Genomic DNA, 24,127 nt, shown 5'->3' on the forward strand with positions numbered 1-24,127 from the left:
AGGCGGGATGACGCCCGCGATCGAGACGCGCGAGCTGCGCAAGGACTACGGCCGCCGCACCGCGCTGCGCGGGATGGACCTGACCGTCGAGCCGGGCTGCGTCTACGGTCTCGTCGGCCCGAACGGTGCGGGCAAGACCACGGCGTTGCGGATGCTGCTGGACATCATCCGGCCCACCTCGGGCGAGGTCCGCGTGCTCGGGAGCGTTCCGCGCGAGGGCGGCCCGGCGCTGCGCCGCCGCATCGGCTACGTCCCCGGCGAGCTGCGGCTGGACGGCCGGGCGACCGGACGAGCCCTGCTGCGCCACTACGCCGAGATCAGCGGACCGGTCGCGCCGGGGGCCGTCGACTCCCTCGCGGAACGCCTCGACCTCGACCTCGCGCGCCCGGTCCGCACCCTGTCCAAGGGCAACAAGCAGAAGCTGGGCCTGGTGCAGGCGTTCCTGCACCGCCCCGAACTGCTCGTGCTCGACGAACCGACGAGCGGGCTCGATCCGCTGGTGCAGCGCGAATTCCTGCGGATGGTGCGCGAAGCGCGCGACGCCGGGCAGACGGTGCTGCTGAGCTCGCACGTGCTCAGCGAGATCCAGCAGGCCGCCGACCGGGTCGCCGTGCTGTCCGGGGGAGAGCTCGTCGCCGACGGCAGCGTGTCCGAACTGCGGCTGACGGCGATCCGGCACGTCCGCGGGCAGGTCCCGGCCGACGCGGCCCCCGGCGCGCGCGCCGCGCTGGCGGCGCTGCCGGAGGTCCGCGAGCTCGACGTCTCCGAGTCCGGCCGGTTCTCGGCCGTGCTGGACGGTCCGCCCGCACCGCTGCTCACCGCGCTCGCCGGGCTCGGTGTGCTGGACGTCGTCATCGAGGAACCGGACCTGGAGCACTCGGTGCTGACCTTGTACGGGCAGGGGACCGGCGATGCGTAGCGCCCTGCCGCTCCTCCGGCGCGACCTCGCCGAGTCCCGGTGGGGGCTGGTCGGCTGGGCGTCCGGACTGGCCGTGTTCGCCGGGCTGTACCTGCCGCTGTTCCCGACCTTCGGCGGACGCGACAGCCAGCTCGCCGAGCTGATCCGGTCGCTCCCGCCCGCGCTGGTCAAGACGCTCGGGTACGAGGACATCGTGTCCGGTGCCGGCTACGCGCAGAGCACGTTCTTCGGGCTGATGGCCTTCGCGCTGACCGCGTTCGCGGCGGTCTCCTGGGGCGCGGCCGCGATCGCCGGAGCCGAGGAGTCCGGACGGCTGGAGCTCACCCTCGCCCACGGCGTGAGCCGCGCGCGGCACGTCCTCGAATCCGCCCTGTCGGTCCTGGTCCGCGTCGCGGGACTCGCGCTGGTCGCGGTGCTGCTGGTGCTCGCGCTCGACGGCCCGTCCCAGCTCGGGCTCGCCCCCGCCCACGTCGCGGCGGCAGGGGTGTCCCTCGCCGGGCTCGCCGTCCTCACCGGAGCCGCGTCGCTCGCGGCCGGAGCCGCGACGGGACGGGCCCGGTGGGCCACCAGCGCCGGGGCGATCATCGCCTTCGGTGGTTACGGGACCAACGCGGTCGCCAACCAGTCACCCGACCTCGACTGGCTCCACGCGCTCTCGCCGTACGCCTGGGCGTGGCGCGGCGCGCCGCTGGAGGCGGGCTGGGACGTGCCGGGGCTGATCGCCCTGTGGGGCACGAGCGCGGTGCTGGTCGGCGCGGCGGTCTGGCTGCTCGACCGCCGCGACCTGCGGCCCTGACCGTGCTCCGCGTGGAGGCCGACGTGGACGCGAGGGCCGAGGCGGCTCGGACCGGGCGGCGACCGCCGCGATGCTCCACCCTGGGTGGGTCGACCACGCCAGGAGGAGCGCCGTGCGGTTCGAAGAAGACATCGAGAAGTTCGCCGACACCGTCACCGACCTCGCCCGCGACCTCATCGCCCCGCGCTCGTTGTCCGAGACCCTGAACCGGATCACCCAACTGGCCGTCGACACCCTGGCGGGCTGCGACCACGCGGGAGTGCTGCTGGTCCGTCCCGGCAGGCGGGTCGAAGCCGTGGCCTCGACCAGCCAGCTCGTCGAGGGCTCCGACAAGGCGCAGGGCGACCTGGGGGAAGGCCCCTGCTTCGACGCGGCCCGCGAGGGCCGGTCCTACCGCGTGGTCGACATGCGCACCGAGACGCGCTGGCCCCGCTACGCGCCCGCGGCCCGCGAACTGGGCATCGGCGCCATGATGGGCTTCCAGCTCTTCGCCGAACCCGACAGCCTCGCCGCGCTGGACCTGTACTCGGAGGAGCCCTACACCCTCACCCCGAAGTCCCAGCAGCTCGCCTGGCTCTTCGCCTCGCACGCCGCCGTGGCCATCGCCGGCTCCCGAGGCGGCGACGAGCTGCGCATCGAGGGCTGAACTCAGCTCCGCTGCTGGATGCGGATCAGGTTGCCCGCCGGATCGCGGAAGGCGCAGTCGCGGACGCCGTAGGGCTGCTCGGTCGGCTCCTGGACGACCTCGGCGCCGCTGCCGCGCAGCCGCTCGAAGGTGCCGTCGAGGTCGTCGGTGGCCAGGTTGATGCCCGCGTAGGTGCCCTTGGCCATCATCTCGTCGATGGTGCGGCGCTCCTCGTCGGTGACGCCGGGGTCCGCGACGGGCGGGGACAGGACGAGCGACGTGCCGGGCCCGCCGACGGGGCCGACCGTGATCCAGTGCATCCCGCCGTAGCCGACGTCGTCGCGGACCGCAAAGCCGAGGGCGTCGCGGTAGAAGGCCAGCGTGGCGTCCCGGTCGCGGTGCGGGAGGAACGTCTGGTGGATGGTGATGTTCATGGCCGCCACGCTAGGCGCGGTCGGCGACCGGCGCTTCTCCATTCCTGATCGGCCTGGTGACCCGCTTCGCGACGCACGGCGGCATCCCGGCCGTGGCGCGCGCCGCGCGCCGCCGGTAGGTGCTGGGCGGCACCCCGACCAGCTCGGCGAACCGGGTGCTGAAGGTGCCCAGCGACGAGCAGCCGACCGCGAAGCAGACCTCGGTGACGCTGAGGTCGCCGCGGCGCAGCAGCGCCATCGCGCGTTCGATGCGCCGCGTCATCAGGTACCCGTACGGCGACTCGCCGTAGGCGCGCCGGAACTGGCGGCTGAAGTGCCCGGCCGACATGCCGACCCCGCGGGCGATCGACTCGACGTCCAGCGGTTGCGCGTACTCCCGGTCGATCCGGTCGCGGGCGCGGCGCAGCAGGGCGAGGTCGCGCAGGCGCTCCGCGTCGGGGCTCACCAGGGGATCGTGCCACAACGTCAGCCGAGGACCACGGTGCCGTCCGGCTCGACGCGCCAGCCGGGGTTGTGCGCGATCTCCCAGACGATCCCGTTCGGGTCCTGGACGTGCGCGTGGAAGATGCCGCCGAACTCCCCGGCCTGCGGCGGCTTCAGCACCACCGCCCCGGCGCGGCGAAGCGCCTCGACGGTGCGCTCGACCTCCGCCGGGCCGGGCACGTTGTGCGAGAGCGTCACCCCGGAGACGGTGGCCCGGTCCGCCCCGTCGGCGATGTCCTGGTTGAACTTGTCCGCGCGGAAGAGGCCGAGCACGACGCCCGGGGCGACCTGGAGGAAGATGATCTCGTCGGGCACGTCCAGCAAGGCCCGCCAGCCCAGGGCGTCGACGTAGCAGCGCCGCGCGGCGTCGAGGTCCGCCACGGCGAAGGTGATGAAGTGCACGTTCTGCTCCACGGAACCGTTCTCCCATCTCGATGAATGCGTACTCGGCCCGGATCGGCGCCCGCACCGGCGCCCTGCTCTGGCGCGTGCGGTCGACCGGTGCGCACCGCGTGGTACCCGACGGCGCGCTCGACCTGATGTGGTCCGGCGGGCGCCTCGTCGTGGCCGGGCCCGACACCGCCGCGGTGGTGGTGCGCGACGGGCCGGAGACCGTCGGCCTGCGCTTCCCGCCCGGGGTGGCCCCGCTGCTGCTGCGGACCTCGGCGGCGGACCTGCGCGACGAGCGGGTCGAGCTGCGCGACCTCGTCCCGACGACGGTCCCGACCGGTGCCCCGGCGGCCCTGCTGGAGCAGGTGTACCTGGACCTCTGGGCGGCGGCGGACCCGGACCGGGACCTGATCCGCGCGGGCGCCGCCCTGGACCGGGCCGCCGACCGCGGCGACCCGGTGGCGGCCGTGGCCGAGCGGGCCGGGGTCGCGGAGCGGTCGCTGCGCCGGACGAGCCACCTGCTGTTCGGGTACGGGCTGAAGACCCTGAGCGGCATCCGGCGGTTCCAGCGGGCGTGGGAACTGGTGCGCGCGGGCGCCGAACTCGCGGACGCCGCCGCCCGGGTCGGGTACGCCGACCAGCCGCACCTGACCCGCGAGTTCACCCGGTTCGCGGGTCTGGCCCCCGCACGCCTCGCCACCACCCGGTCAACGTAGCCGCGCGCCCCTCCCCGGGTCTTGAACGAAACGGCCACCAACTTCACCTGATCGGGAGGGTGTTTCCCACGGAAGTGGCTGGACCGGTCCAACCGGGCTGCGGCAACGTTCCAGCCCATGCGCACTCGACACGTCGCCCGCGCCCTCGCGGTCGGGATTTCCTGCGTGCTGGCCACTTCCGGGCTGGCCGCCCCCGCGGTGGCCGCTTCCCCGCACGCGAACGGCGACCGCGTCCGGTTCCTCGGCGAGACCACCGTGGCGGCCGGGCAGCTGTTCCAGGGCACCGAACTGGGCGGGTTCTCCGGCATCGACCGGGACCACCGCACCGGCGAATGGGTGCTGATCAGCGACGACCGCTCCGACCGGCAACCGGCGCGGTTCTACACCGCGCGGATCGACGTCGACGCCGCGGGCGTCCACGACGTGCGCTTCACCGGCACGCACCCGTTCCGGCGCCCCGACGGCGCGCCCTACCCGCCCGCGTCGGCCGGTGACGGGACCACCGTCGACCCCGAGGACATCCGCGTCGACCCGTGGACCGGCCAGTACTGGTGGAGCCAGGAGGGCAACCGGCCGCAGGGCGCGCCCACACCCACCGACGCGGTGATCCAGCCGTCGATCCAGCAGGCCGACCGCACCGGCGCCTACGCCGGCTCCCTGCCGCTGCCGGAGAACTACCGGATCACCACCGAGCCGCGCGGCCCGCGCCGCAACCTCTCGCTGGAGGCGATCACCTTCGCCGCCGGGGGCGCGCTGGTGGCCAGCGCGGTCGAGTCCCCACTGCTCCAGGACGGTCCGCTGCCGTCACCGGGCTCCGGGGAGCTGTCGCGGATCACCGTGCAGGACCGCACCGGCCACGTCGTCGCCCAGTACGCCTACCCGCAAGAACCCCTGTTCGCCGCGCCGAACCCGCCCGGTTCCTTCGCCGACTCCGGGGTCCCCGAGATCCTGGCCCACCCCACCGATCCCACCCGGTACCTGGTGCTCGAACGCGGTTTCGCCACCGGCCACGGCTACGACGTCAAGCTGTTCGAGATGAGCACCCGCGGCGCCACCGACGTCCAGCACGTCGACTCGTTGGCCCGGACCGACGTCGTGCCCGTCCGCAAACGCCTGCTCGCCGACTTCGCCCGGTTCCCGCTCCCCCGGATGGACAACTTCGAAGGCATGGCGTGGGGACCGCGGCTGCCCACGGGCGAGCGCACGCTCCTCGTGGTCAGCGACGACAACTTCTGGCCCGGCGAGAACAACCGCTTCGTCGCCCTCGCCGTCCGCTGACCCGCCGCGGCGTCCCGCGCCCACCACGCGCGGGACGCCGCCCTACTCGTCCCGGGGGAACAGGGCCGCGAGGGCGTGGACCGATTCCACGCCGTAGGTGACCCCGCCGACCGGCACCTTCCCCTCCAGGGCCGCGGCCACCTCGGCCACCACCTTCGGCCCGAAACCACCGCACAGCTCGATGGACTGGGCTCCGGCGGCGACCAGCTCCTGCGCCACCCGCACCGCCGACCCGTGGTCCGGCACGGCCACCACCGTCGTGGTCAACCCACCGGTGTCGATCACCGCCCGGTCGGTGGCCGGATCCTCCGACCCGGTGCCCAGGTAGAGGAAACCCCAGTTGTTGAACGGCATCGCGCCCACCTCCCGCAGAACCGGCTCGTCAGGTAGCTGAACTCCCGGGCGTGCGCGGTGATTCCGGCCGGCCCGTCGGCGATGAGTTCCGCCTCGCCGGGTGGTCGGCATGCTGGGAGGCTCCGCGCGGGGCCGGATCGACGAGGTGAGGAGCGTGCACGCAGTGGACCAGGAGAACGTCAGCGCCACCCGGACCATCACCGCGCCCGTCGAGACGGTGTTCGCGGTGCTGGCGGACCCGACGACGCACCCCGCGATCGACGGCACCGGCTGGGTCAAGGAGCCCGTCGACCGGGCGCGGCTGACCGAGGTCGGGCAGATCTTCCGGATGGACATGTACCACCCCGGCGCTGAGCGCGGCGACTACCAGGTGGCCAACGAGGTCCACGTGCTCGAGCCGCCGCGCGCCATCGGCTGGTACACCGGGCACGACCCGGAGGGCGACGGTCACCTGGAGTTCGGCGGCTGGTTCTGGCGCTACGACCTCGCGCCTTCCGGCCCCGCCGAGGCCGAGGTCACGCTCACCTACGACTGGTCGGCGGCGCCGCGGTCGATCCGGGAGTACCTCCGGTTCCCCCCGTTCGACCCCGACCACCTCGCCAACTCCCTGCACCACCTGGCCGAACTCGCCGACGCGAGGTGAGCCCCGGGCAGCAACGGGCCCCGAGGCGCAGCCCCGTCTCCCGGACGATCATCCGTCGAACAGCGCGAGCTGACCTCCGCTGGTTTCGGTGAACCGCGCTTCCGCGCAGGGATCGGGCGTGCCGCACAGTTCCCGGCACCGGCGGCAGTCAGCGGGCAGGTCGACCGCTTCGCAGTTGAACACCGAGTACCGGCTGACGTTCTGACCGCACACCGGCGTCGGCTGCGTCAGGCCGTCCTCGAAACCGACCTTGACGCGGTGCACCCTGCGGCCGGGACCGATGCGCAGGTTGTGGCCTTCAAACCGGCGGAGGTGCCGCTCCGCCGCTGCTCGATCGGACCCCTGACCGTGCGCGGACACGTGCTCATCGTCGCCGCCGCACCGGCTCCCGGGCACCGCCGAGCCGGTGATCGCGTTGCCCCGAGCGGGGTGAACGGCGCGCCTGCCAGCGCAACCGGCACCTCCGCTGACCAGTGCGGCGCCGGAACCACTCCCCGCCGCAGCGGTGGTGCGCTCCTGCGGACGTGTCCCGTGGTTGTGGAAGAGCCTCTTCGAGTCGCCCTCGGGGCTGCTGAGGTTGCCTTCCGCTACCTGCGCACCGCCCGGCGCGGGACCCGATTCGTGGTGCTCGAAGCGGGTGATCAGCAGCGGGCTGCTCACCGCGAGCACGGCATCGGAAATCCTGGTACCCACCACCGACGTGCCGGTCCACCCGCCCGAGAGCGCACCGCTTCGGTCCTTCCGCACCGCTCATCGACGAGCCGCCTTGAGATCAGCCGGGTCTGCCGGTCTCGCAGCAGGCCGGTTGCTGCGACGGTGCCGGTCCCAGCAGGTCCCAGCGGTTGCCTGCGATGTCGACGAAGACCGCGACCTCCCCGTACGGCTCCTGGCGCGGCTCGGTGACGAACTCGACTCCGGCTGCGCGCATCCGGTCGTACGACGCCTGGAAGTCGTCAACGCGGAGGAACAGTCCCACGCGGCCCGCGAACTGCTCTCCCACGGCGCGCTCCTGGCGGTCACCGTCAGCTCGCGCGAGCAGCAGCCCCGTCGTGGCGCCCGGCGGTCGCACGATGACCCAGCGCTTCGGACGCCCGTCGTTGGTGCAGGACGCCGAGTCCTGGACGAGCTCGAACCCGAGGACATCGACGAAGAACCGGATCGCGTCGTCGTAGTCATCGACGATCAGGGCGAACTGTTCGAAGTGCACCCCGCCAGGCAACCACGGCGACGTACCAAGGCATCCGCCAACGGTGGGAGAGCTGCACCGAGGGGTGGATCGCCTGGCGATTGTCGTGGTCCCGTGGCACAGCAGGACTACTTCGACGCCCTGGCCTGGGCAACGCGGTTGATGACGGCGGTGCGGCCAAGGCACTTGGACGCTCGTACGCCCTGCGAGGACTTCGACGTCCGGAGCCTGATGGGCCATCTCATCGGCACCGCGCACCGTGGGCTGGCCACCGCCCGGCACCTCCCGACACGGGAGATTCCGCACGTGATCACCGACGTGCCCGATGCGGAGCTCGCCGCCACGTACGGAGCGCTGTCGACCTCGATTCGCGAGGCTTGGTCACCGCTCGCCGGGGCTGACGAGGTCGTCCCGCCCTGGGGGCCGTGCACGGCGTCGGAGGCAGCACGCGGATTCACCGTCGAGACGGTCACGCGCGGTGGGGACCTCGCCGTCGCGACTGGTCAGCCGAGTGACGCCCCGAACGACATCGCTGATCGCTGCCTGCCCTTCGCCGACGCCGTCATCCCGCGGGGTGTCAGCTACGACGCTCCGGTGGTTGTCGCCGGGGCCTTCTCCACGACGGAACAGCTCGCGCACCTGCTGGGCCACAAGCGGACGAGGACCGCACGCGGCTCCCGGTGAGCCTCGGCTGCGAGTCAGGTGGCGCGGCCGTACACCGAAACGTGCCGCACGCTGCGACTGTCGAACGGTTCGCCGGTCCAGCCGCTCCACCGCGTGAGCAGCCGCAGGCCGGCGAGGCGGGCCATGAGGTCCAGCTCGCTGGGCCAGACGTAGCGCAACGCGAGCGGATCGAGTGCGATGCCCGAGGCAGTGACTCCGAGGTGGCACTTGTCGACCCGCTGCGTGACGCGGTCGAAGCGCCCGACCTCGACGGTGACCCCCTCGGAGCCGATCTGCCCGGCGTTGACGTACTGATCGATGCCGTCGCGGTCCTGCCGCAGCACGTACATCGCGTCGGGCACCACGTTCTCGACCACGAATCTCCCGCCGGAGTCCAGGTGTCGCGCGGCGTTGGCAACGCACTGGACCTGCTCGTCCTGGGTGAGCAGGTTCATGAGCGAATTGAACGCGATGTAGACCAGGGAGTACCGCTCGGGCATCTCGACCACTGCCATGTCGCCGCAGACCACCGTCAGCGATGCCCCGCCCGGCTTCGCCCGAAGCTGCTCGATCATCGCAGCTGACAGCTCGATCCCGTCGACGCGCACGCCGGTTGCGGCCAGCGGCAGAGCCAGCCGACCCGTACCGATCGCGAACTCCAAAGCCGGTCCCCGCCCGGCCAGCTCCGCGAGCCGTTCAACAGCCGGGGCTTCGTCACCCCGCGGCACGTCGTCATAAGCCGCCGCCACCCGGGGGCCGAAGCTGGTACGAGGGTCGAACGACATCGCGTCAAAGACCATGAGCGGCATTCAACCGAAGCCACGACCGACCAGTCCAACCCATTTCCGGCCCCACCTCGCGATGCGGAACCCCACCCGGACCAAGGTGTTGCGCCGGACGTACTCGCGACCGCGACCAGCGATGAGTGGGGGCCGCGTGGGCCGGATCGCCTGGCTATCCACGCATGCACGGGCCGGGACCGTCGTTTCACACACGGTCGAGGTGGGAACAGCAGTCGCTCCCCGTGCCGTCACCTCGACTTGGGACGCGAGAACATCCGCTTTGCAAAGGCGATCCGCTCGTCTCCCCCGAATGCGCCGCCGCCGGGGGTCTCCCCTGGTTCGCACCTCTGGTGTTCCCGGTCAGTTGGCATCGTTCCGGGCGTTGCTGACTGCCGCGCCCCGGATGTACCCGAGGTCGAGCTGTACATCCGGGGCTTGTGGGCGCTTACGGACTACGAGCCAAGGTTGATGCGGGCCTGCCGGAACAGTCCCGCCACGCTCGGCTTCATCGCGTAGCGCGATCCCGTCCACCAGTAAAACGGGTAGCGCCGCCCGGATGCCTGGCGCGGATGGTTAAGACCGTTGATAGCACCGGCAACCGAGTGCTTGCCCGAGAAGACCTCACCTTTGGCGAGGCCGCAAAGGTCGTCGACGGTGAGCTGCTGGCCGGGGTGATCGATGAGCAGGTCCAGAAAGACCTTGGCCTTGCCCCCGACCTGGCCGTAGAACGCCTCAGCAACCGCCAAGTCCGCACCGGCGTCCCACTCAGGGTGATCGCGATGGCCATCGAGACCGCTGTGCTGCTCCCAGAGCGGATGGTCATCGGGCAACACGATCCTGCCATGAGACGCGTTTGCCTCAGGGGCCGACCCTTCTACCTGATGCTTCAAAGTTGCCATCAGCTCTTCCGCGCGCGCCTGCGACAGGCTCAGCTCCATACCCGGCGCGATCTGCAAGCGAACGATCTCCGACATCGACTAACTCCTACTCATCCCCAAAGCCGTCTAAAAGGGATCATCCCCTTGCGGGTCGCTCGATGTCAAGAGCCATACATCCCTCTACTTCCCCTTCTGCTCCCCTTCGGGAAAGGCAGCAGGACCACGGCCAGGCAATCCGCTACACGGCAGGAACATCGGCATACTCCCGGAAGTGGCATGCCGGGAACGGTACCCAGACCGCCGACGTCTGCGGCCGGAGTCCGCAGTCTCCTGCTGTACCGATCGTCGTGATCCTGTCGCTCGTCGAGCTTCGCTCGTCACTGCGACCCCTCCGTGGTTCCCGACCGCCAGGCCGCACGCACGGCGGACCCCGCTTACGGCCAGACACAAACAGCAGGCAGACGGCCCCGGAAGGGCCGCCCTTGACTGTCACGTGCTGCCCGCATTGGGTGAACTCCGCGTCGGTCACGAGGTGACCGTCCCCGCTGTTGATGCGTTCTTGCAGGCGCTGCGAACGGCCAAGAGCGTGTCCGTCGCGAAGACCTCCCGCTCGGTGGTCTCCGGGGTGATGGGGTTGGCCGTGCGACACGGTGCGCTCGCTCAGAACCCCACCCGGGACACCGCGCGCTTGGAGCGGCGGCGCAGGAAGAGGCCACGGGCTTTGACCTTGGAAGAACGAGTCCAGTGGCTCGCGCAGTTGGAGGCGGACGAGAAGGCTCGGCGGTGGGACCTGCCCGACCTGTCGCGGTTCATGCTGGCGACCGGAGTCCGCATCGGTGAAGCCCTCGCGGTGTACTGGCCTGAACTCGATCTCGACGACTCTGCGGTCGAGGTGGATCACACCGTGGTGCGGGTGAAGGGCAAGGGACTGATCCGCAAGTCCACGAAGTCCGAGCACGGGGATCGCACACTGCCCCTGCCGTCCTGGGCCGTCGAAATGCTGCGGCAGCGCCTGGAGGACGCCGACGACCCGGACGGCCCCCTCTTCCCGGACAGCCTTGGCGGCCTCCGCGACCCGTCGAATGTGCGTCGGGTGCTGCGGGAGACGCGCGGCAGCGAAGGCTTCGCCTGGGTGACCTCGCACGTGTTCCGCAAGACCGCCGCGACGATCCTCGATGAGGCGGGGCTGACAGCTCGGTTGATCGCCGATCAGCTCGGGCACTCGCGGCCGTCGATGACCCAGGACGTCTACATGGCACGCTCGACGATGAGCCGCGCCGCAGCGACCGCCCTGGAAGGGGCCTTCACCGAGGGCTCGTCGTAGTTCTCCATGGGTAAACCATGGGCGGTCAATCGCGTGGACCCCATCGCACCCCGGTTGACCTGGGGGAAGAGTGGGGCGCCAGGGGATCGAACCCTGAACCCGCGGATTAAAAGTCCGCTGCTCTGCCAGTTGAGCTAACGCCCCTGCCGTGCCTCAGGCTACAAGGTCATGGCGATCGTGCGGGGGCTGGTGCTGGCAAGTGGCGCACTGGTCACAGCCGCCCGCCGCTCGTTCACGTCCGGGTTGCGGGGGTGGGGTCGTCGACGAGGGCGGTGCGGGTCGTGCGCTCGTGCCAGCCGAGGGCGGCGACCATGGTGATCACCGCGGCGAAGCCGATCCACTGGGTCGCGGTGAGCTCCGCGCCGAGCACGAACACCCCGATGATCGCCGCCGTCGCCGGGAAGGACAGCTCGGCGAGGGTGGCGCGGGCGGCGGGCGTGGTGCGCAGGCCGAGGTAGTAGAGGCGCAGCGCGATCAGGCCCGGGATGAGCGCCAGCAGCACCAGCCCGAAGGCGTTGTCCCAGCCCACGGCCACCGGGTCGCCGCGCAGCAGCAGGATCACCGCCGCGGTCGGCAGGCCGATGGCGAACCGCAGCGTGGTGACGTCCTGCGACGGCACGGTGCGGCTGACCATCCGGCCCAGCACGGTGCCCGCCGCCCACAGCACCGCGGCACCGAGCGCGAGCAGGGCCGGCGCGAGCTGGGCGACCCGGACGTCCAGCGGGTCGGGGAACGCCAGCAGCCAGGCCCCGACCAGCGCGGGCACCGCGAAGGCGAAGTAGCGGCCGCGCGGTCGCTCGCGCAGCAGCGCGAAGGCGGCCAGCGCCGCGAAGATCGGCTGCAACTTCTGCAGCACCAGCGGCGTCACCGGATCACCGGCCTGGAAGGCGGCGGTGAACAGCGAGGTCGCCAGCGCCGAGGAGCCGCCGCCGATCACCACCAGCGCGAGCCGCTCCCGCACCCCGCAGGCCCGCAGCGCCCGCCACGCCCGCGGCAGCAGCGGCGACAGCAGCGCCACGATGATCAGGTGCTCCCAGAACACCACGCTGGCCGAGGGCAGCGTGGTGGCCAGCGGCATCCGCCACAGCGCGTCGGTGCCCCACATCGCCGTCGCCAGCGCCACCAGCCACGTCCGGTCCCGACCTCGCACCGCACCCATGGGAGCAAGCTAACCCGAACACCCTCCGGAGCCACCCCGAAAGTGGATCAGGCCACCGTGTAGGACAAGATCACTCGTTCCAGCGATGCACTGGTCACCGACTTCGGCCCTAAGCTCGGGATTTCCCCGAGATGACGCCGCACGGGCAGGCCCTTACGGTCGTCAGTGAATCAGGTGAACGGGGACGGAAAGGACGGACAGCTCATGCACTTCCAGCGGACCCGCTTGGTGACCGCCCTCGCCGGTGCCTGCACCGCCGGGCTCCTGCTCGCCGGTTGCGCCGGTGGCGACGACGAGCGCACCGAGCCCGCGCCCGCCGACCAGAACCCGCCCGCCGGCCAGCAGCAACAGCCCGAAGGCCAGGAACCCGGTGGCCAGGAGGTCAGCACGGGCACCTTCGAGGAGTTCGCACCCGACCGCGACGCCATCACCTACGACCCGCAGGCGGTGCCGCCCGGCTCCACCGCGAAGATCACCAGCGCCCCCGCGCCGGACGGCCGCACCACGGTGACCGCCGAGGCCACCGGGTTGCAACCCGATCGGGACTACGGCGCGCACGTGCACGTCCGGGAATGCGGGCCGACCGGCCAGGACGCCGGACCGCACTTCCAGCAGAACCCGGACCCGGTGCAGCCCTCCGTCGACCCGGCCTACGCCAACCCGCAGAACGAGGTCTGGCTGGACTTCCGCACCGACGCCCAGGGCAACGCCACCTCGAGCACCACCGGCACCTGGGCCTTCGGCGAGCGCGACGACGCGCAGTCCTTCGTCATCCACGAGGAGCACACCCACACCCAGCCCGGCCAGGCCGGGGAGGCCGGTGCGCGGCTGGCCTGCCTCAACGCCGACTTCTGAGCACCGGCGGCTCACCCCCAGGTGCGGCGGTGGGCGCGGACGAAATCGCGGAATGAGCGGGGTGGTCGGCCCACCAGGTCCCGCACCGCGGGGCTGACCACGTCCTCGGCGCCCGCGCGGCGGGTGTCGTCCATCCCGGCCAGCGCGGTGGCGTAGGGCTCGGGGAGGCCCGCGGCGCGGTAGCGGTCGGCGACTTCGCCGGTGGTGGTGGGGACGTGGCGCACCGGTCGTCCGGTGACCTCGGCGATGGTCCGCGCCACCTCGTCGTGGTCGAGGGCTTCCGGGCCGGTGAGCACGTGCTCGGCGGAGGGCAGGTCCGGGTCCAGCACGGTCCGGGCGGCCACCGCCGCGATGTCGGCGGTGTCGATCCAGCCCACCCGGCCGGGGCCGGCCGCGCTGCGGATCTCGCCGCGGGCGATGTCGGCGGCGAACTGGCCGGTGAAGTTCTGCATGAACCCGCTGGGCCGCAGCACCGCCCACTCCGGCATCGCGCGGACCGCGCCGACCAGCTCCGCCATCCCCGGTGCGCCGGGCAGCACCGCGAGCGCGCCCAGCAGCACCACCCGCCGCACCCCGGCGGCCCGCGCTGCGTCGAGGAACGGCCCCACCTGCTCCAGCGGTTCCACGGTGGCCGGGGGCGGCAGCAGGTAGACCGCGTCGACCCCGTCCAGCGCCGGGCCGTGGGTGGCGGGATCGGCCCAGTCGAAACGGACCCAGGCGAACCGGACCCCATTCGGGCCAGGCCGCCTGCTCGCGCTCCGCACCGGCACGCCCCGGTCGGCCAGCAGCGCGGCCAGCGCGGCCCCGGTGTGGCCGGTCCCCCCGGTGACGAGCACGGTCATGCCGCCTCCCCCAGGGCCGCGACCAGCTCGGCGACCGATCCGGTGGCCACCGCCGCCGCCACCGGGCTGAAGTGGTCGCGGTAGCGGGCGATCCGGCCGCCGGAAGCGGTGAGCACGCCGAGGTAGCTCAGCTCGTAGGGCGCTCCGGTGCGCACCACCCGACCGCGCGCGGTGAACTCGGCGACGATCGTGGCCGGGTCCTCGGTGCGGTGCACGACCACCGGGCCGACATCGGTGACCTCGGAGCGGACCGGGTAGATCGCCGCGATGTGCTCGGCGATGCGCCGGCCGCCGACCAGCCGCTCCGGCATCCCCGGCCCGGCGAACGGGTACTCGATCACGCCGTCCTCGCCCCACAGCGCCTCGACCTCGGACCAGTCGTAGCGCCGCAGCGCGTCCAGCAACCGGTGCAGCAGGTCGACCGGCTCGTTGTTCTGCGTCATGGTCCCCACCGTGCGCCCCGGCCGGGGTGCGGCGGCAGGTCCGGCGCAGCCCCGGACCGGCGATCCGTGGCTCGGCGCTCCGGGGTTGCGGGATGCTGGTGCGGTGCGCAGACGTGAACTGGCCGAGTTCCTCCGGCACCGCCGCGCGGCGGTGCTGCCCGGCGAGGTGGGCCTGCCCGCGTCCGGGCGGCGCCGCACCCCCGGCCTGCGCCGCGAGGAGGTCGCCTGGCTGGCGGGGGTGTCGGTGAACTACTACGAGCGGCTGGAGCAGGCCAGGGCACCGCGCCCGTCGCCCCGGGTGCTGGACGCGCTCGGGGACGTGCTGCGGCTCGCCGCCGAGGAGCGCGAGCACGCGCACCGGCTGGCCGGGCACGCCCCGGCGCCGACCGCCCCGCCCGCGGCGGTGCCCGACGGCGTGCGGCGGCTCCTCGACCGGCTCGGCCCGGTCGCCGGGTACGCGATCAACGCGCGCGGCGACGTGCTGGCGTGGAATCCGCTGGCCGCGGCGCTGCTCGGCGACTTCGCCGCGGTGCCCACCGCCGAGCGCGACGTGCTGGGCATCGCGATGCGGTCGGACCGCTGCGGCGCGTCCCGGGGGTTCGCCGAACAGCTCGCCGCCCAGCTCCGCGAGGCGACCGCCCGGTACCCGGACGACCCGGTGCTGCGCCGCCGCGTCGAGCTGGCCGCCCGGCGCGACCCCGCGTTCGCGGCGGCCTGGTCGCGCCACGACGTGCGCTACCGCACCGGCCTGCGCAAACGCGTCCAGCACCCGGACCTGGGCCCGGTGGAGGTGGACTGCGAGATCCTCGACGCGCCCGGCGGCCTGAAGCTGGTGCTGCACAGCGCCGCGCCCGGCTCCTCCCTGGACGCCCTGGCTGGGACGGGATCGCCCGACCGGGGAGAATGGCGGCCGTGACTGCCACCCTGACCAGCTCGGCCCTGCGGATCGGCCCGTACGAGTCCGCGACGCCGGTGGTGCTCGCGCCGATGGCCGGGATCACCAACGTCGCGTTCCGGCGGTTGTGCCGCGAGTACGGCGCCGGGTTCTACGTGTGCGAGATGATCACCAGCCGCGCGCTGGTCGAACGGCATCCCAAGACCATGGAGATGGTCACCTTCGACGCCGACGAGCACCCGCGCTCGCTCCAGCTCTACGGCGTCGACCCGGAGACCATGCGGCAGGCCGTGCGGATGATCGCCGACGAGGGCCTCGCCGACCACGTGGACATGAACTTCGGCTGCCCGGTGCCCAAGGTGACCCGCAAGGGCGGCGGCTCGGCGCTGCCCTACAAGCGGCGGCTGTTCGGCGAGATCGTGCGCGCGGCGGTCGAGGCGGCCGAGCCCGCGGGCATCCCGGTGACGGTGAAGTTCCGGATCGGCATCGACGACGACCACACCACCTACCTCGACGCCGGGCGGATCGCCGAGGACAGCGGCGCCGCCGCCGTCGCGCTGCACGGCCGCACCGCCGCCCAGCGCTACTCCGGGACGGCGGACTGGTCGGCGATCGCCCGGCTCAAGGAGCACGTGACCGGCATCCCGGTGCTGGGCAACGGCGACATCTTCAGCGCCGAGGACGCGCTGCGGATGCGCGCCGAGACCGGCTGCGACGGGGTCGTGGTGGGTCGCGGTTGCCTCGGCAGGCCGTGGCTGTTCCGCGACCTGCAAGCCGCCTTCGCCGGGGAACCGGTGCCCGCCGGACCGGACCTCGGCGAGGTGTGCCGGGTGCTGCGCAGGCACGCCGAGCTGCTCGCCGACCACATGGGCGAGGCCAAGGGCGTCCGCGACCTGCGCAAGCACATGACGCAGTACCTGCGCGGCTTCCCGGTCGGCTCGGACCTGCGGCACCGCTTCGGCCTGATCTCCACGCTGGCCGAGCTCGACGAGCTGCTGGCCGGGCTGGACCCCACCGTGCCGTTCCCGACCGACGCCGAGGGACCGCGCGGGCGCCAGGGCTCGGCGGGCAAGGTGGTGCTGCCGGAGGGCTGGCTGGACGACCCGGACGACGCCACCGTGCCGTGCGGGGCCGAGCTGGACCACAACGGCGGATGAGCCCGGGCCTCCGGGGAGCCGGGCTGGCGCTGGCCGCGCTGGTCGCGGGCTGCTCGGCACCGGCCGAGGAACCGCCGCGGCGGTTGGTCGAGGAGCACTTCGCGGCCAACAACGCCGCCGCGCGCCGGGGACCGGCGGAGCAGCAGGACTTCCTGGACCGCACCCAGCACCCGGACTTCGCCTCCCGGGCCTGCTCGCTGGGCGCGCGGACCGTGGAGTTCGACCCGGCGATGTCCACGTTGCGGCCCGATCCGCACTTCGCCCCGGGCGGCTCGCCGCCGCGCGGGGAGGTCTGGGTGGTCGGCGTCGAGGTCACCGTCCGGGACGTCGGCGGGATCACCGGCCGCCAGATCGGCTCGCAGCACGTCGTCGTGCTCGGCGACCGGCTCGTCGGGTTCGCGCCCTGTCCTTCGGGTTGAGGTGGCCTTCGGGTTGAGGTGGCCTTCGGGGTGAGGTGGCCTTCGGGGTGAGGTGGCCTTCGGGGTGAGGTGGCCTTCGGCCGTCCGGTTGCGTCCGCCCGTCCGGTTTGGGTGGTTGCGCGCACAACGGCCTGTTAACGCCGGGCGCCCGCGGACCGATGACGTTGCGATGAAGTGGCGGAGAACACAGGGCGCAAGGATCGTCCGTGCGGGTGGGGACGAGCTGATTCACTTCCCCATCCCGGGCCCGGGCGGTACACATCCTAGGCAGGCGAGATTCGAGAATCGTTCGCCTATTCGGACCACGACAGGATCCACCGGTCGAGCGAATTTGAGCACTTCTCGTGTCCTACCTGCTCAAGCGGGGAGTCCTACCCGACGACACCACGGACGGGAGGTGAGTGCGATGCCCGGACTGCGCAACGGCTTCGCCGGACCGGAACCCCTGCGCGAGGACGACGCCCCGGTGCTGCCTCCCGTCGGCAGCCGCAATCGACCGACCGGCACGGGCATGGCGGAGCTGCACGAGTCGATCGCCGGACTGCTGGCCTCGCGCGGCCAGTGGCGGCAGGCCTACCACCACCTGCGCTCGGCGGTGGACCTGATGTCGGTGGCCGAGGCACCCCGCGTCCCGGAACAGCTCCGGCACGAGGTCAACCGGTTGCGCAAGGAGCACGCGGAGGCCCGCGAGCAGAGCTTGCGCGACAGCCTCACGGCCAGCTACAACCGCCGCTACCTCGACGAACGGCTCGCCGCGCTGCTCGCCGAGCACGCCGGCTCCGACGCCGGACTGGCCGTGGCGCTGGTTGACCTGGACTGGTTCAAGCAGGTCAACGACAACTTCGGCCACCTGCTCGGGGACCGGGTGCTGCAACGCGTCGTGGAACTGCTCCAGGAAGCCCTGCCCACCGGGGCGTTCTGCGCGCGCTACGGCGGCGAGGAGTTCGTGCTGGTGCTGCCCGGGGCCGACCCGGGCGAGGCGGTCACCGTGTGCGAAGCGGCCCGCTCGCGCGTCGAACTCCACTCGTGGGAGCAGATGGCGCCGGGCCTGCGCGTGACGGTGACCATCGGGCTCGCCCACGAGCGGGGGCCCGAGCAGTCGCCCGCGTCGGCCGAGCAGCAGCTCATCAGCGCCGACGCGCTGCTCTACGCGGGCAAGCAGGCCGGGCGCAACGCCGTGGCCTACCGGGTCGGCGACGAGGTCCGGTTGGCCGGGATGGCCGCCGGGCGACGGCTGGTCATGGGGAGCCGCGCCGTCGGTTACTGACCGCGATCCCACCCGCGCCGCAAGTGCGGGTGCTAGCCCGGCTACCGGTCATCCGGCCTAGCACAGGCCGCTGAACGGGGCGAGCTACGCTAGAGGATCGTGCACTGATTGTGAAGAAGTTGTCGGCAGTGTCGTCAGTTCGGGCGATCAGCCGTACTATTTCGAATGGCGTCGACGATTACGTGTCGGGGGGTAGGGACGTCGACGTGGCCGATGTTGCGTTGGCATGTCCAGGTGGGAGGGAACACGGGTGCCGCAAGACCCCCGGCAAGGCGATGGCGGACCCCGTCGGTCCCGCCCGGAGCAGGACGGCGCGGCCAGCCCCTCCAACCGCAGGCGGCGCGCGCTCGGTGATGACGGCACCGGCGGCACGCGGGTCATGGACCTGCTGTCCAAGCACGGCAAATCCTCGGGTGCCAACGGTGGGCACCGCCGCCGCGCCGAGCAGGAGCAGGAGCAGCAGCCACCGGCCGCCCCGCCCGCGAACCACCAGCCCCCGGCGAACCCGCCGCGCCGCCGCGCCGCACCGCAGCCGCCCGCCGAACCGCCGGTAGCGCCGCCCCCGCACTCGCCCCAACCCCCGCAGCCGCCCCAACCCCCGCAATCGGCCCAGCCCCCGCAGTCGGCCCAGCCAGCGCAACCGGCCCAGCCAGCGCAACCGGCCCAGCCGCCGCAGCGCCCCGCCGAATCGCGCGGTTGGCGCACCCCGGAGCAGGCACCGCAGCGCCCGGACGCCGCGCGCCCGGAGCCGCCCGCGCGGCCCGAGGCCCCGGCTCCCGAGGGCGGCGGTCGACGCTCCCGCCGCGCCCAGCCGCCGCGCGGCACCGGCCCGCAGCCCGCCGCGCAGCAGCCACCCCGGCCCCCGCAACCGGCGCAGCCCCCGCAAGCCCAGCAGGCCCCGAACGCGCAGCCGCCGCAAGCCCCGAACGGGCAGGCCCAGCAGCCGCCCCGGCCGCCGCAGGGCTGGGCCGCCCCGCCCGGACGTCGTCCCGGCGGGCCCTCGACGGGCGACCAGACCGCCGCCCGACCTGCCGACGCACCGAACCCGCCCGCCGCGGAACCCACCCGGCGTCGCGCCCGTCCCGCTGCGCCGCCCGCGCGCGGGGCGGCCGAACCGACCGCCGAGCCGACCCGGATCACCCAGGCGCTCAACGGGGACGCCCCGCGTCGTCCGGCCCGGCCCGGCCGTCCCGCGGCGGGCGCCGCCGGTGCCGCTGCGGCGGGGGCCGCCGCGGCCGGAGCCGCCGCCGGTGCGGGTGCCGGTGATCCCGAGGCCACCACCCAGCACTCCCCGGTCCGCCCGCCCGAGGCCGCCGCCCCGGCGCCGGGGGCCGAGCGCACCAAGGTCGCCCGGCCGGTGCGCCCGGCGCCCGCCGACGCCGAGGAGACCGCGATCGTCGAGGCGGTGCCCGCCGACGACGAGTACGACGAGCTCGACGAGTACGCCGACGACTTCGACGACCTCGACGACGAGGACCAGCCGAGGGAGGAGCGGCACAACGACGTCGACGAGATCGACGCCACGCTGGCCCGCTTCTCGGCGGTGCACGACGAGATCGCCGAGGAGGAGGCCGAGCGCCGCAAGAAGTACTCGTGGCTGCTCGGCAAGCGCAAGGAACCCGAGCTCGGCACCGACCTGGCCTTCGACTTCGTCGAGGGGCGCGACGGCCGGTCCCGGATGGAGTGGAAGAAGCAGCAGCGCAAGCGCCGCACCAACCTGATCGTGATGGCGGTCGCGGTGGCGTGCTCGCTGACCGTGTTCGTCACCATCGGGATGGCCTGGAGCGCGAAGTCCTGGGTGGACGGCAAGTTCAAGGAAGTCCTGGCGCTGGACCCGAACTCGGCGTCGATCAAGGACGCGCCGAAGCAGACCGGCGACCAGAACTTCCTGCTGGTCGGCTCGGACACCCGCGCGGGGGCCACCGCCGCCGACGGCGTGGGCACCGCCGAGGAGGCGCCCGGCGCGCGGTCGGACACCACGATGATCGCGCACATCCCGGCCGACCGGAGCCGCGTCGTGGTGGTGTCGTTCCCGCGCGACCTCAAGGTCGACATGCCGGCCTGCCAGGCGTGGGACCCGGCGACCGGGAAGTACGGCGCGGAGTTGCAACCCCGCGAGGACGTCCGGCTCAACGAGGCCTACGCGGCCGGGGGCCCGCTGTGCACGACGAAGGTGATCCAGCAGATCTCCGGGCTGCGGATGGACAGCTTCCTCGGCATCGACTTCCAGGGCTTCGAGTCGATGGTCGAGGCCGTCGGCGGGGTCGAGATCTGCACCGAGAAGCCGATCATCGACGACACCCTCGGCACCGTGATCCCCACCGCGGGAACCCACGTGCTCAAGGGCGACCAGGCGCTGAACTACGTGCGGGCGCGGCACGTCCAGGGCGACCCCACCTCGGACTACGGCCGGATGCAGCGCCAGCAGATGTTCCTGTCCGCGCTGCTGCGCAAGGCGATGTCCGGCCAGGTGCTGCTCGACCCGGGCAAGCTCACCGACTTCGTCAACGCGGTCGCGGCCAACACCTTCGGCGAGAACGTGCGCACCGACAACCTGATGTCGCTGGGCCAGTCGCTGCGCGGGCTGGACGCCTCCAAGGTCACCTTCATCACCGTGCCGACCACCGGCTACGCCGACGACAACGGCATGGAGGTGCTGCGGGAGGGCGACACCGAGGCGCTGTTCCGGGCGATCATCGAGGGCGCCCCGGTCGCGGCCGAGCCGACCACCGCCACCCCTCGGCAGGTCGCCGGTTCGACCGACCTGCCGCCGGAGAACCAGCCCAGCGGCGGCTCGGCCCGGCGACCGGCCCAGCCGCCGACCGCGCCGCCCCCGCCGCCCGAGGCACCGGAGAACCTGTCCACCGTCAACGCCGGGACCGACCTCTGCGGCTGACCAGCCACGTCCGGGTGCTCCTCATGGCCCGTTCACCGTTGGTTCACCCGGGCGAATCTCCCGGTCTTCCCAACGGCAGTAGGGTGGTCGGCATGCGTGAGGTCTACCAGGAACAGCTCGGCAAGCTCGCCGACGAACTGGCGTCGATGTCGGCGATGGTCGGCACCGCGATGGAGCGCGCCACCAAGGCGCTGCTGGAAGCCGACCTCTCGCTGGCCGAGCAGGTCATCGAGGAGGACTCGCAGGTCGACGAGGCCCGGGCCCGCGCCGAGGAGCACGCCTTCGGGCTGCTGGCGTTGCAGGCCCCGGTCGCCGGTGATCTGCGCACGGTGATCTCCACCATCCACGCCGCCGAGGACCTCGAGCGGATGGGCGACCTGGCGCTGCACGTGGCCAAGACCGCGCGGCGCAGGCACCCCAACGAGGTGCTCCCGGAGGACGTGCAGGAGTACTTCGCCGAGATGGGCCGGATCGCGGTCAAGCTGGCCGGACGGGTCCGGTCGGTCATCCAGACCCAGGACGTCGACTCGGCGCGCGGGCTGGAAGGCGACGACGACGAGATGGACGACCTGCACCGGCACCTGTTCACCGTGACGATGAGCCCGGAGTGGAACCACGGCGTGGCGGCGGCGGTCGACGTGACCCTGCTCGGCCGGTTCTACGAGCGCTTCGCCGACCACGCGGTCGCGGTGGCCCGCCGGGTGGTCTTCGTCGTCACCGGCAAGATGCCCAGCGCCTGACGATTCCCCGCGGCGCGGCCGGGCGGTCCAGCACCGCCCGGCCGCGCTGTCGTTCCGGCCGCGCCGACGCCGGAGTATTACTAGCGATTCTCATCTCTCGCTGGTGCGATCAGGATGTGCGAAGCTGCCCCCTGTGACGTCCCGATCCCCTTCCCCCGAGGTGCGAGCGGTGCGTAAGTCCCCGACAGTGCACCGGCGGCGACTGGGCAGCGAACTGCGCAGGCTCCGCGAATCCGCCGGGCGCACCCACCGCGAGGTCGCCGCCCACCTCGACTGCTCCCAGGGCAAGATCAGCCAGATCGAGCTGGGCCGGGTGCCGGTCCGCACCTCCGACATCCGGCTGATGGCCGAGTTCTTCGGCGCGGGCACCGCGCAGCTCGACGCGCTGATCGACCTGGCCCAGGACTCCAAGCAGCGCGGCTGGTGGCAGGACTACCCGAGCACCGCGCTGCGCCCGGGCCTGCAGACCTACCTCGGGTTGGAGACCGCCGCCGCCGCGGTCAGCAGCTACGGCGCCGACCCGCTGCCGGAGCTGCTGCAGACCGCCGAGTACGGGCGCGCGCTGCTGGCCGCCGACGCGGGCCAGCACGGCGGCGGGGAGGCCGAGGAGCGCACCGAGGTGCTGGCCAACCGCCAGCACCGGCTCTTCGGCGACGACCCGCTGGAGCTGTGGGCGGTGCTCGACGAGTCCGCGCTGCGCCGCGCCGTCGGCGGCCCGGCGGTGATGCGCAGGCAGCTCGAACACCTGGTGCTGCTGGGCTACCGCCGCAACGTGACGATCCAGGTGCTGCCGTTCCGGGCGGGCGGGCATCCGCTGATGGGCGACCGGATCTCGGTGTTCTCGTTCCCCGACGACGGCGACCCGCAGGTGGTGCACCTCGGTGATTCGGCGAACGCCCGGTTCCTGGACAAGCCGTCCGACACCGGCGCCTACCTCACCGCGTTCGGCGAGCTCTGCCGCCGGGCGATGAGCCCGAAGGACACCAGCGCGTTCATCTCCACCGTCGCCGACGACTGGGCGACCTGACCCGCTCGGGAAACGCGTGAGGGGCACCTTCATCCGACTATGCCGGATGAAGGTGCCCCTCACTCACAACCCTTCCGAGTGGTGCGCGCCGGTGTTGGAAGGCTCCCGCAGCGAGGAGGTCCGCTGAGGTTCCGCCACCGGCACCGCTCCGCAACGGGACCACAAAACCGGCAACGATCAGCCGAAGCGGCCGGAGATGTAGTCCTCGGTGGCCTTCTGATCCGGGTTGGAGAAGATCTTGCCGGTCTCGTCGATCTCGACGAGCTGGCCCGGCTCGCCCACCGCGCGCAGGTTGAAGAACGCCGTCTGGTCGCTGACCCGCGCCGCCTGCTGCATGTTGTGGGTCACGATGACGATCGTGTAGTCCTGCTTGAGCTGCGCGATGAGGTCCTCGATCGCCAGCGTGGAGATCGGGTCCAGCGCCGAGCAGGGCTCGTCCATCAGCAGCACGTCCGGCCGCACCGCGATGGCGCGGGCGATGCACAGCCGCTGCTGCTGACCACCGGAGAGGCCGCCGCCCGGCTTGTTCAGCCGGTCCTTGACCTCCTCCCAGAGGTTCGCGCCGCGCAGCGCGTGCTCGGCGATCTCGTCGAGCTCCTTCTTGTTCCTGGCGCCGGCCAGCTTCAGCCCGGCCACCACGTTGTCCCGGATCGACATGGTCGGGAACGGGTTCGCCCGCTGGAACACCATGCCGATGGTCTTGCGGACCTGCACCGGGTCGACGTCGGAGCCGTAGACGTCCTCGCCGTCGAGCAGCACCTTGCCGTCCACGCGGGCGCCCGGGATCACCTCGTGCATCCGGTTCAGCGCGCGCAGCACGGTGGACTTGCCGCAGCCCGACGGACCGATGAACGCGGTCACGCTGCGGGCCTGGACCTGGAGCGTCACGTCCTGCACGGCGTGGAACTTGCCGTAGTGCAGGTTCAGATCCTTGATGTCGAGTCGCTTGGCCATGA

28 protein-coding genes and 1 tRNA gene are annotated in these 24,127 nt (G+C 72.6%); 16 read left to right on the forward strand and 13 right to left on the reverse strand.

Going from position 1 to position 24,127, the window contains the following annotated elements:
* The first annotated feature begins 7 nt into the window (after positions 1-7).
* The 3 genes from ACQP0T_RS26545 (at position 8) to ACQP0T_RS26555 (ending at position 2,361) form a co-directional block, all read left to right on the forward strand.
* Positions 8-919 carry an ABC transporter ATP-binding protein gene (locus ACQP0T_RS26545; RefSeq protein WP_433870467.1) on the forward strand — a complete coding sequence of 304 codons (912 nt, stop codon included), beginning with the start codon at positions 8-10 and terminating at the stop codon, positions 917-919.
* Positions 912-1,715: an ABC transporter permease subunit gene (locus tag ACQP0T_RS26550; protein WP_433870468.1), complete on the forward strand. Its 804-nt coding sequence runs from the start codon at positions 912-914 to the stop codon at positions 1,713-1,715. The genes ACQP0T_RS26545 and ACQP0T_RS26550 overlap by 8 nt, the downstream gene beginning before the upstream one ends.
* 112 nt (positions 1,716-1,827) lie before the next feature.
* Entirely contained in the window at positions 1,828-2,361 is a 534-nt protein-coding gene (locus tag ACQP0T_RS26555; RefSeq protein ID WP_345356955.1) for a GAF domain-containing protein, read from the forward strand.
* A 2-nt stretch (positions 2,362-2,363) separates the two neighbouring features.
* Here the strand turns inward: ACQP0T_RS26555 and ACQP0T_RS26560 are convergent, their stop codons facing one another.
* From ACQP0T_RS26560 to ACQP0T_RS26570, 3 genes are read right to left on the reverse strand one after another with little or no spacing between them, the layout of a single operon-like run.
* Positions 2,364-2,774 (reverse strand): VOC family protein, encoded by a 411-nt coding sequence (locus ACQP0T_RS26560; RefSeq protein ID WP_433870469.1) that lies wholly within the window; start codon positions 2,772-2,774, stop codon positions 2,364-2,366.
* A 10-nt stretch (positions 2,775-2,784) separates the two neighbouring features.
* Positions 2,785-3,219: a helix-turn-helix transcriptional regulator gene (locus ACQP0T_RS26565; protein ID WP_433870470.1), complete on the reverse strand. Its 435-nt coding sequence runs from the start codon at positions 3,217-3,219 to the stop codon at positions 2,785-2,787.
* Positions 3,220-3,239: 20 nt separating this feature from the next.
* Positions 3,240-3,671, reverse strand: coding sequence for a VOC family protein (locus tag ACQP0T_RS26570; RefSeq protein ID WP_433870471.1), 432 nt, complete (start codon positions 3,669-3,671; stop codon positions 3,240-3,242).
* 20 nt (positions 3,672-3,691) lie between these two features.
* On the opposite strand from ACQP0T_RS26570, the gene ACQP0T_RS26575 reads away from it, so the two are divergent.
* Both ACQP0T_RS26575 and ACQP0T_RS26580 read left to right on the forward strand, forming a co-directional pair.
* Positions 3,692-4,363 carry a helix-turn-helix domain-containing protein gene (locus tag ACQP0T_RS26575; protein ID WP_433870472.1) on the forward strand — a complete coding sequence of 224 codons (672 nt, stop codon included), beginning with the start codon at positions 3,692-3,694 and terminating at the stop codon, positions 4,361-4,363.
* Positions 4,364-4,480: 117 nt separating this feature from the next.
* Positions 4,481-5,641 (forward strand): esterase-like activity of phytase family protein, encoded by a 1,161-nt coding sequence (locus ACQP0T_RS26580; protein WP_433870473.1) that lies wholly within the window; start codon positions 4,481-4,483, stop codon positions 5,639-5,641.
* 42 nt (positions 5,642-5,683) lie between these two features.
* Here the strand turns inward: ACQP0T_RS26580 and ACQP0T_RS26585 are convergent, their stop codons facing one another.
* Positions 5,684-5,995: a DUF6506 family protein gene (locus ACQP0T_RS26585; RefSeq protein WP_433870474.1), complete on the reverse strand. Its 312-nt coding sequence runs from the start codon at positions 5,993-5,995 to the stop codon at positions 5,684-5,686.
* Between the two features lie 154 nt (positions 5,996-6,149).
* On the opposite strand from ACQP0T_RS26585, the gene ACQP0T_RS26590 reads away from it, so the two are divergent.
* Positions 6,150-6,638 (forward strand): SRPBCC family protein, encoded by a 489-nt coding sequence (locus ACQP0T_RS26590; RefSeq protein ID WP_433870475.1) that lies wholly within the window; start codon positions 6,150-6,152, stop codon positions 6,636-6,638.
* A gap of 48 nt (positions 6,639-6,686) precedes the next feature.
* On the opposite strand, the gene ACQP0T_RS26595 is transcribed toward ACQP0T_RS26590, so the two are convergent.
* Together ACQP0T_RS26595 and ACQP0T_RS26600 are read right to left on the reverse strand one after the other, a co-directional pair.
* Complete coding sequence (locus ACQP0T_RS26595) at positions 6,687-6,998, reverse strand: hypothetical protein (RefSeq protein WP_433870476.1); 312 nt, start codon at positions 6,996-6,998, stop codon at positions 6,687-6,689.
* Positions 6,999-7,410: 412 nt separating this feature from the next.
* A complete protein-coding gene (locus ACQP0T_RS26600; RefSeq protein WP_433870477.1) occupies positions 7,411-7,845 on the reverse strand; it encodes a VOC family protein in 435 nt (144 codons plus the stop codon).
* 93 nt (positions 7,846-7,938) lie between these two features.
* Between ACQP0T_RS26600 and ACQP0T_RS26605 the strand changes: the two genes are divergently transcribed.
* Positions 7,939-8,508, forward strand: a complete 570-nt coding sequence (locus tag ACQP0T_RS26605; protein ID WP_433870478.1) for a maleylpyruvate isomerase family mycothiol-dependent enzyme — start codon at positions 7,939-7,941, stop codon at positions 8,506-8,508.
* Between the two features lie 14 nt (positions 8,509-8,522).
* On the opposite strand, the gene ACQP0T_RS26610 is transcribed toward ACQP0T_RS26605, so the two are convergent.
* Positions 8,523-9,287, reverse strand: a complete 765-nt coding sequence (locus ACQP0T_RS26610) for a class I SAM-dependent DNA methyltransferase (RefSeq protein ID WP_433870479.1) — start codon at positions 9,285-9,287, stop codon at positions 8,523-8,525.
* 434 nt (positions 9,288-9,721) lie between these two features.
* On the reverse strand, positions 9,722-10,243 hold the full coding sequence (locus tag ACQP0T_RS26615) for a DUF6416 domain-containing protein (RefSeq protein WP_433870480.1): 522 nt from the start codon (positions 10,241-10,243) through the stop codon (positions 9,722-9,724).
* A gap of 397 nt (positions 10,244-10,640) precedes the next feature.
* Here ACQP0T_RS26615 and ACQP0T_RS26620 point away from each other — a divergent pair, with 397 nt between their 5' ends.
* Positions 10,641-11,471 (forward strand): site-specific integrase, encoded by an 831-nt coding sequence (locus ACQP0T_RS26620; RefSeq protein ID WP_433870481.1) that lies wholly within the window; start codon positions 10,641-10,643, stop codon positions 11,469-11,471.
* Positions 11,472-11,542: 71 nt separating this feature from the next.
* Here the strand turns inward: ACQP0T_RS26620 and ACQP0T_RS26625 are convergent.
* A tRNA-Lys gene (locus tag ACQP0T_RS26625) sits at positions 11,543-11,615 on the reverse strand.
* 88 nt (positions 11,616-11,703) lie between these two features.
* Complete coding sequence (locus tag ACQP0T_RS26630) at positions 11,704-12,630, reverse strand: DMT family transporter (protein WP_433870482.1); 927 nt, start codon at positions 12,628-12,630, stop codon at positions 11,704-11,706.
* 174 nt (positions 12,631-12,804) lie between these two features.
* On the opposite strand from ACQP0T_RS26630, the gene ACQP0T_RS26635 reads away from it, so the two are divergent.
* Positions 12,805-13,485 carry a superoxide dismutase family protein gene (locus tag ACQP0T_RS26635; RefSeq protein WP_433870483.1) on the forward strand — a complete coding sequence of 227 codons (681 nt, stop codon included), beginning with the start codon at positions 12,805-12,807 and terminating at the stop codon, positions 13,483-13,485.
* Between the two features lie 11 nt (positions 13,486-13,496).
* On the opposite strand, the gene ACQP0T_RS26640 is transcribed toward ACQP0T_RS26635, so the two are convergent.
* Together ACQP0T_RS26640 and ACQP0T_RS26645 are read right to left on the reverse strand one after the other, a co-directional pair.
* Positions 13,497-14,327 carry an NAD(P)H-binding protein gene (locus tag ACQP0T_RS26640; RefSeq protein ID WP_433870484.1) on the reverse strand — a complete coding sequence of 277 codons (831 nt, stop codon included), beginning with the start codon at positions 14,325-14,327 and terminating at the stop codon, positions 13,497-13,499.
* Positions 14,324-14,770: a nuclear transport factor 2 family protein gene (locus ACQP0T_RS26645; protein WP_433870485.1), complete on the reverse strand. Its 447-nt coding sequence runs from the start codon at positions 14,768-14,770 to the stop codon at positions 14,324-14,326. Before ACQP0T_RS26645 ends, ACQP0T_RS26640 begins: the two co-directional genes overlap by 4 nt.
* 103 nt (positions 14,771-14,873) lie before the next feature.
* On the opposite strand from ACQP0T_RS26645, the gene ACQP0T_RS26650 reads away from it, so the two are divergent.
* The 7 genes from ACQP0T_RS26650 (at position 14,874) to ACQP0T_RS26680 (ending at position 23,171) form a co-directional block, all read left to right on the forward strand.
* Positions 14,874-15,686 (forward strand): helix-turn-helix transcriptional regulator, encoded by an 813-nt coding sequence (locus ACQP0T_RS26650; protein ID WP_433870486.1) that lies wholly within the window; start codon positions 14,874-14,876, stop codon positions 15,684-15,686.
* A complete protein-coding gene (dusB, locus tag ACQP0T_RS26655) occupies positions 15,674-16,822 on the forward strand; it encodes a tRNA dihydrouridine synthase DusB (RefSeq protein WP_345356886.1) in 1,149 nt (382 codons plus the stop codon). Before ACQP0T_RS26650 ends, dusB begins: the two co-directional genes overlap by 13 nt.
* Positions 16,819-17,241, forward strand: coding sequence for a hypothetical protein (locus tag ACQP0T_RS26660; protein WP_433870487.1), 423 nt, complete (start codon positions 16,819-16,821; stop codon positions 17,239-17,241). The genes dusB and ACQP0T_RS26660 overlap by 4 nt, the downstream gene beginning before the upstream one ends.
* Positions 17,242-17,647: 406 nt before the next feature.
* Positions 17,648-18,508, forward strand: a complete 861-nt coding sequence (locus ACQP0T_RS26665; RefSeq protein ID WP_433870488.1) for a GGDEF domain-containing protein — start codon at positions 17,648-17,650, stop codon at positions 18,506-18,508.
* A gap of 250 nt (positions 18,509-18,758) precedes the next feature.
* A complete protein-coding gene (locus tag ACQP0T_RS26670; protein ID WP_433870489.1) occupies positions 18,759-21,404 on the forward strand; it encodes an LCP family protein in 2,646 nt (881 codons plus the stop codon).
* Positions 21,405-21,496: 92 nt separating this feature from the next.
* Positions 21,497-22,144 carry a phosphate signaling complex protein PhoU gene (gene phoU / locus ACQP0T_RS26675; protein ID WP_433870490.1) on the forward strand — a complete coding sequence of 216 codons (648 nt, stop codon included), beginning with the start codon at positions 21,497-21,499 and terminating at the stop codon, positions 22,142-22,144.
* 169 nt (positions 22,145-22,313) lie between these two features.
* Positions 22,314-23,171, forward strand: coding sequence for a helix-turn-helix domain-containing protein (locus ACQP0T_RS26680; RefSeq protein ID WP_345356871.1), 858 nt, complete (start codon positions 22,314-22,316; stop codon positions 23,169-23,171).
* Positions 23,172-23,348: 177 nt separating this feature from the next.
* Here ACQP0T_RS26680 and pstB read toward each other — a convergent pair whose 3' ends face one another.
* On the reverse strand, positions 23,349-24,125 hold the full coding sequence (pstB, locus tag ACQP0T_RS26685; protein WP_345356868.1) for a phosphate ABC transporter ATP-binding protein PstB: 777 nt from the start codon (positions 24,123-24,125) through the stop codon (positions 23,349-23,351).
* Between the last annotated feature and the right edge of the window lie 2 nt (positions 24,126-24,127).

Origin of the sequence: Saccharopolyspora sp. CA-218241, assembly GCF_050954615.1 — a bacterium.
Lineage (GTDB): Bacteria > Actinomycetota > Actinomycetes > Mycobacteriales > Pseudonocardiaceae > Saccharopolyspora > Saccharopolyspora cebuensis.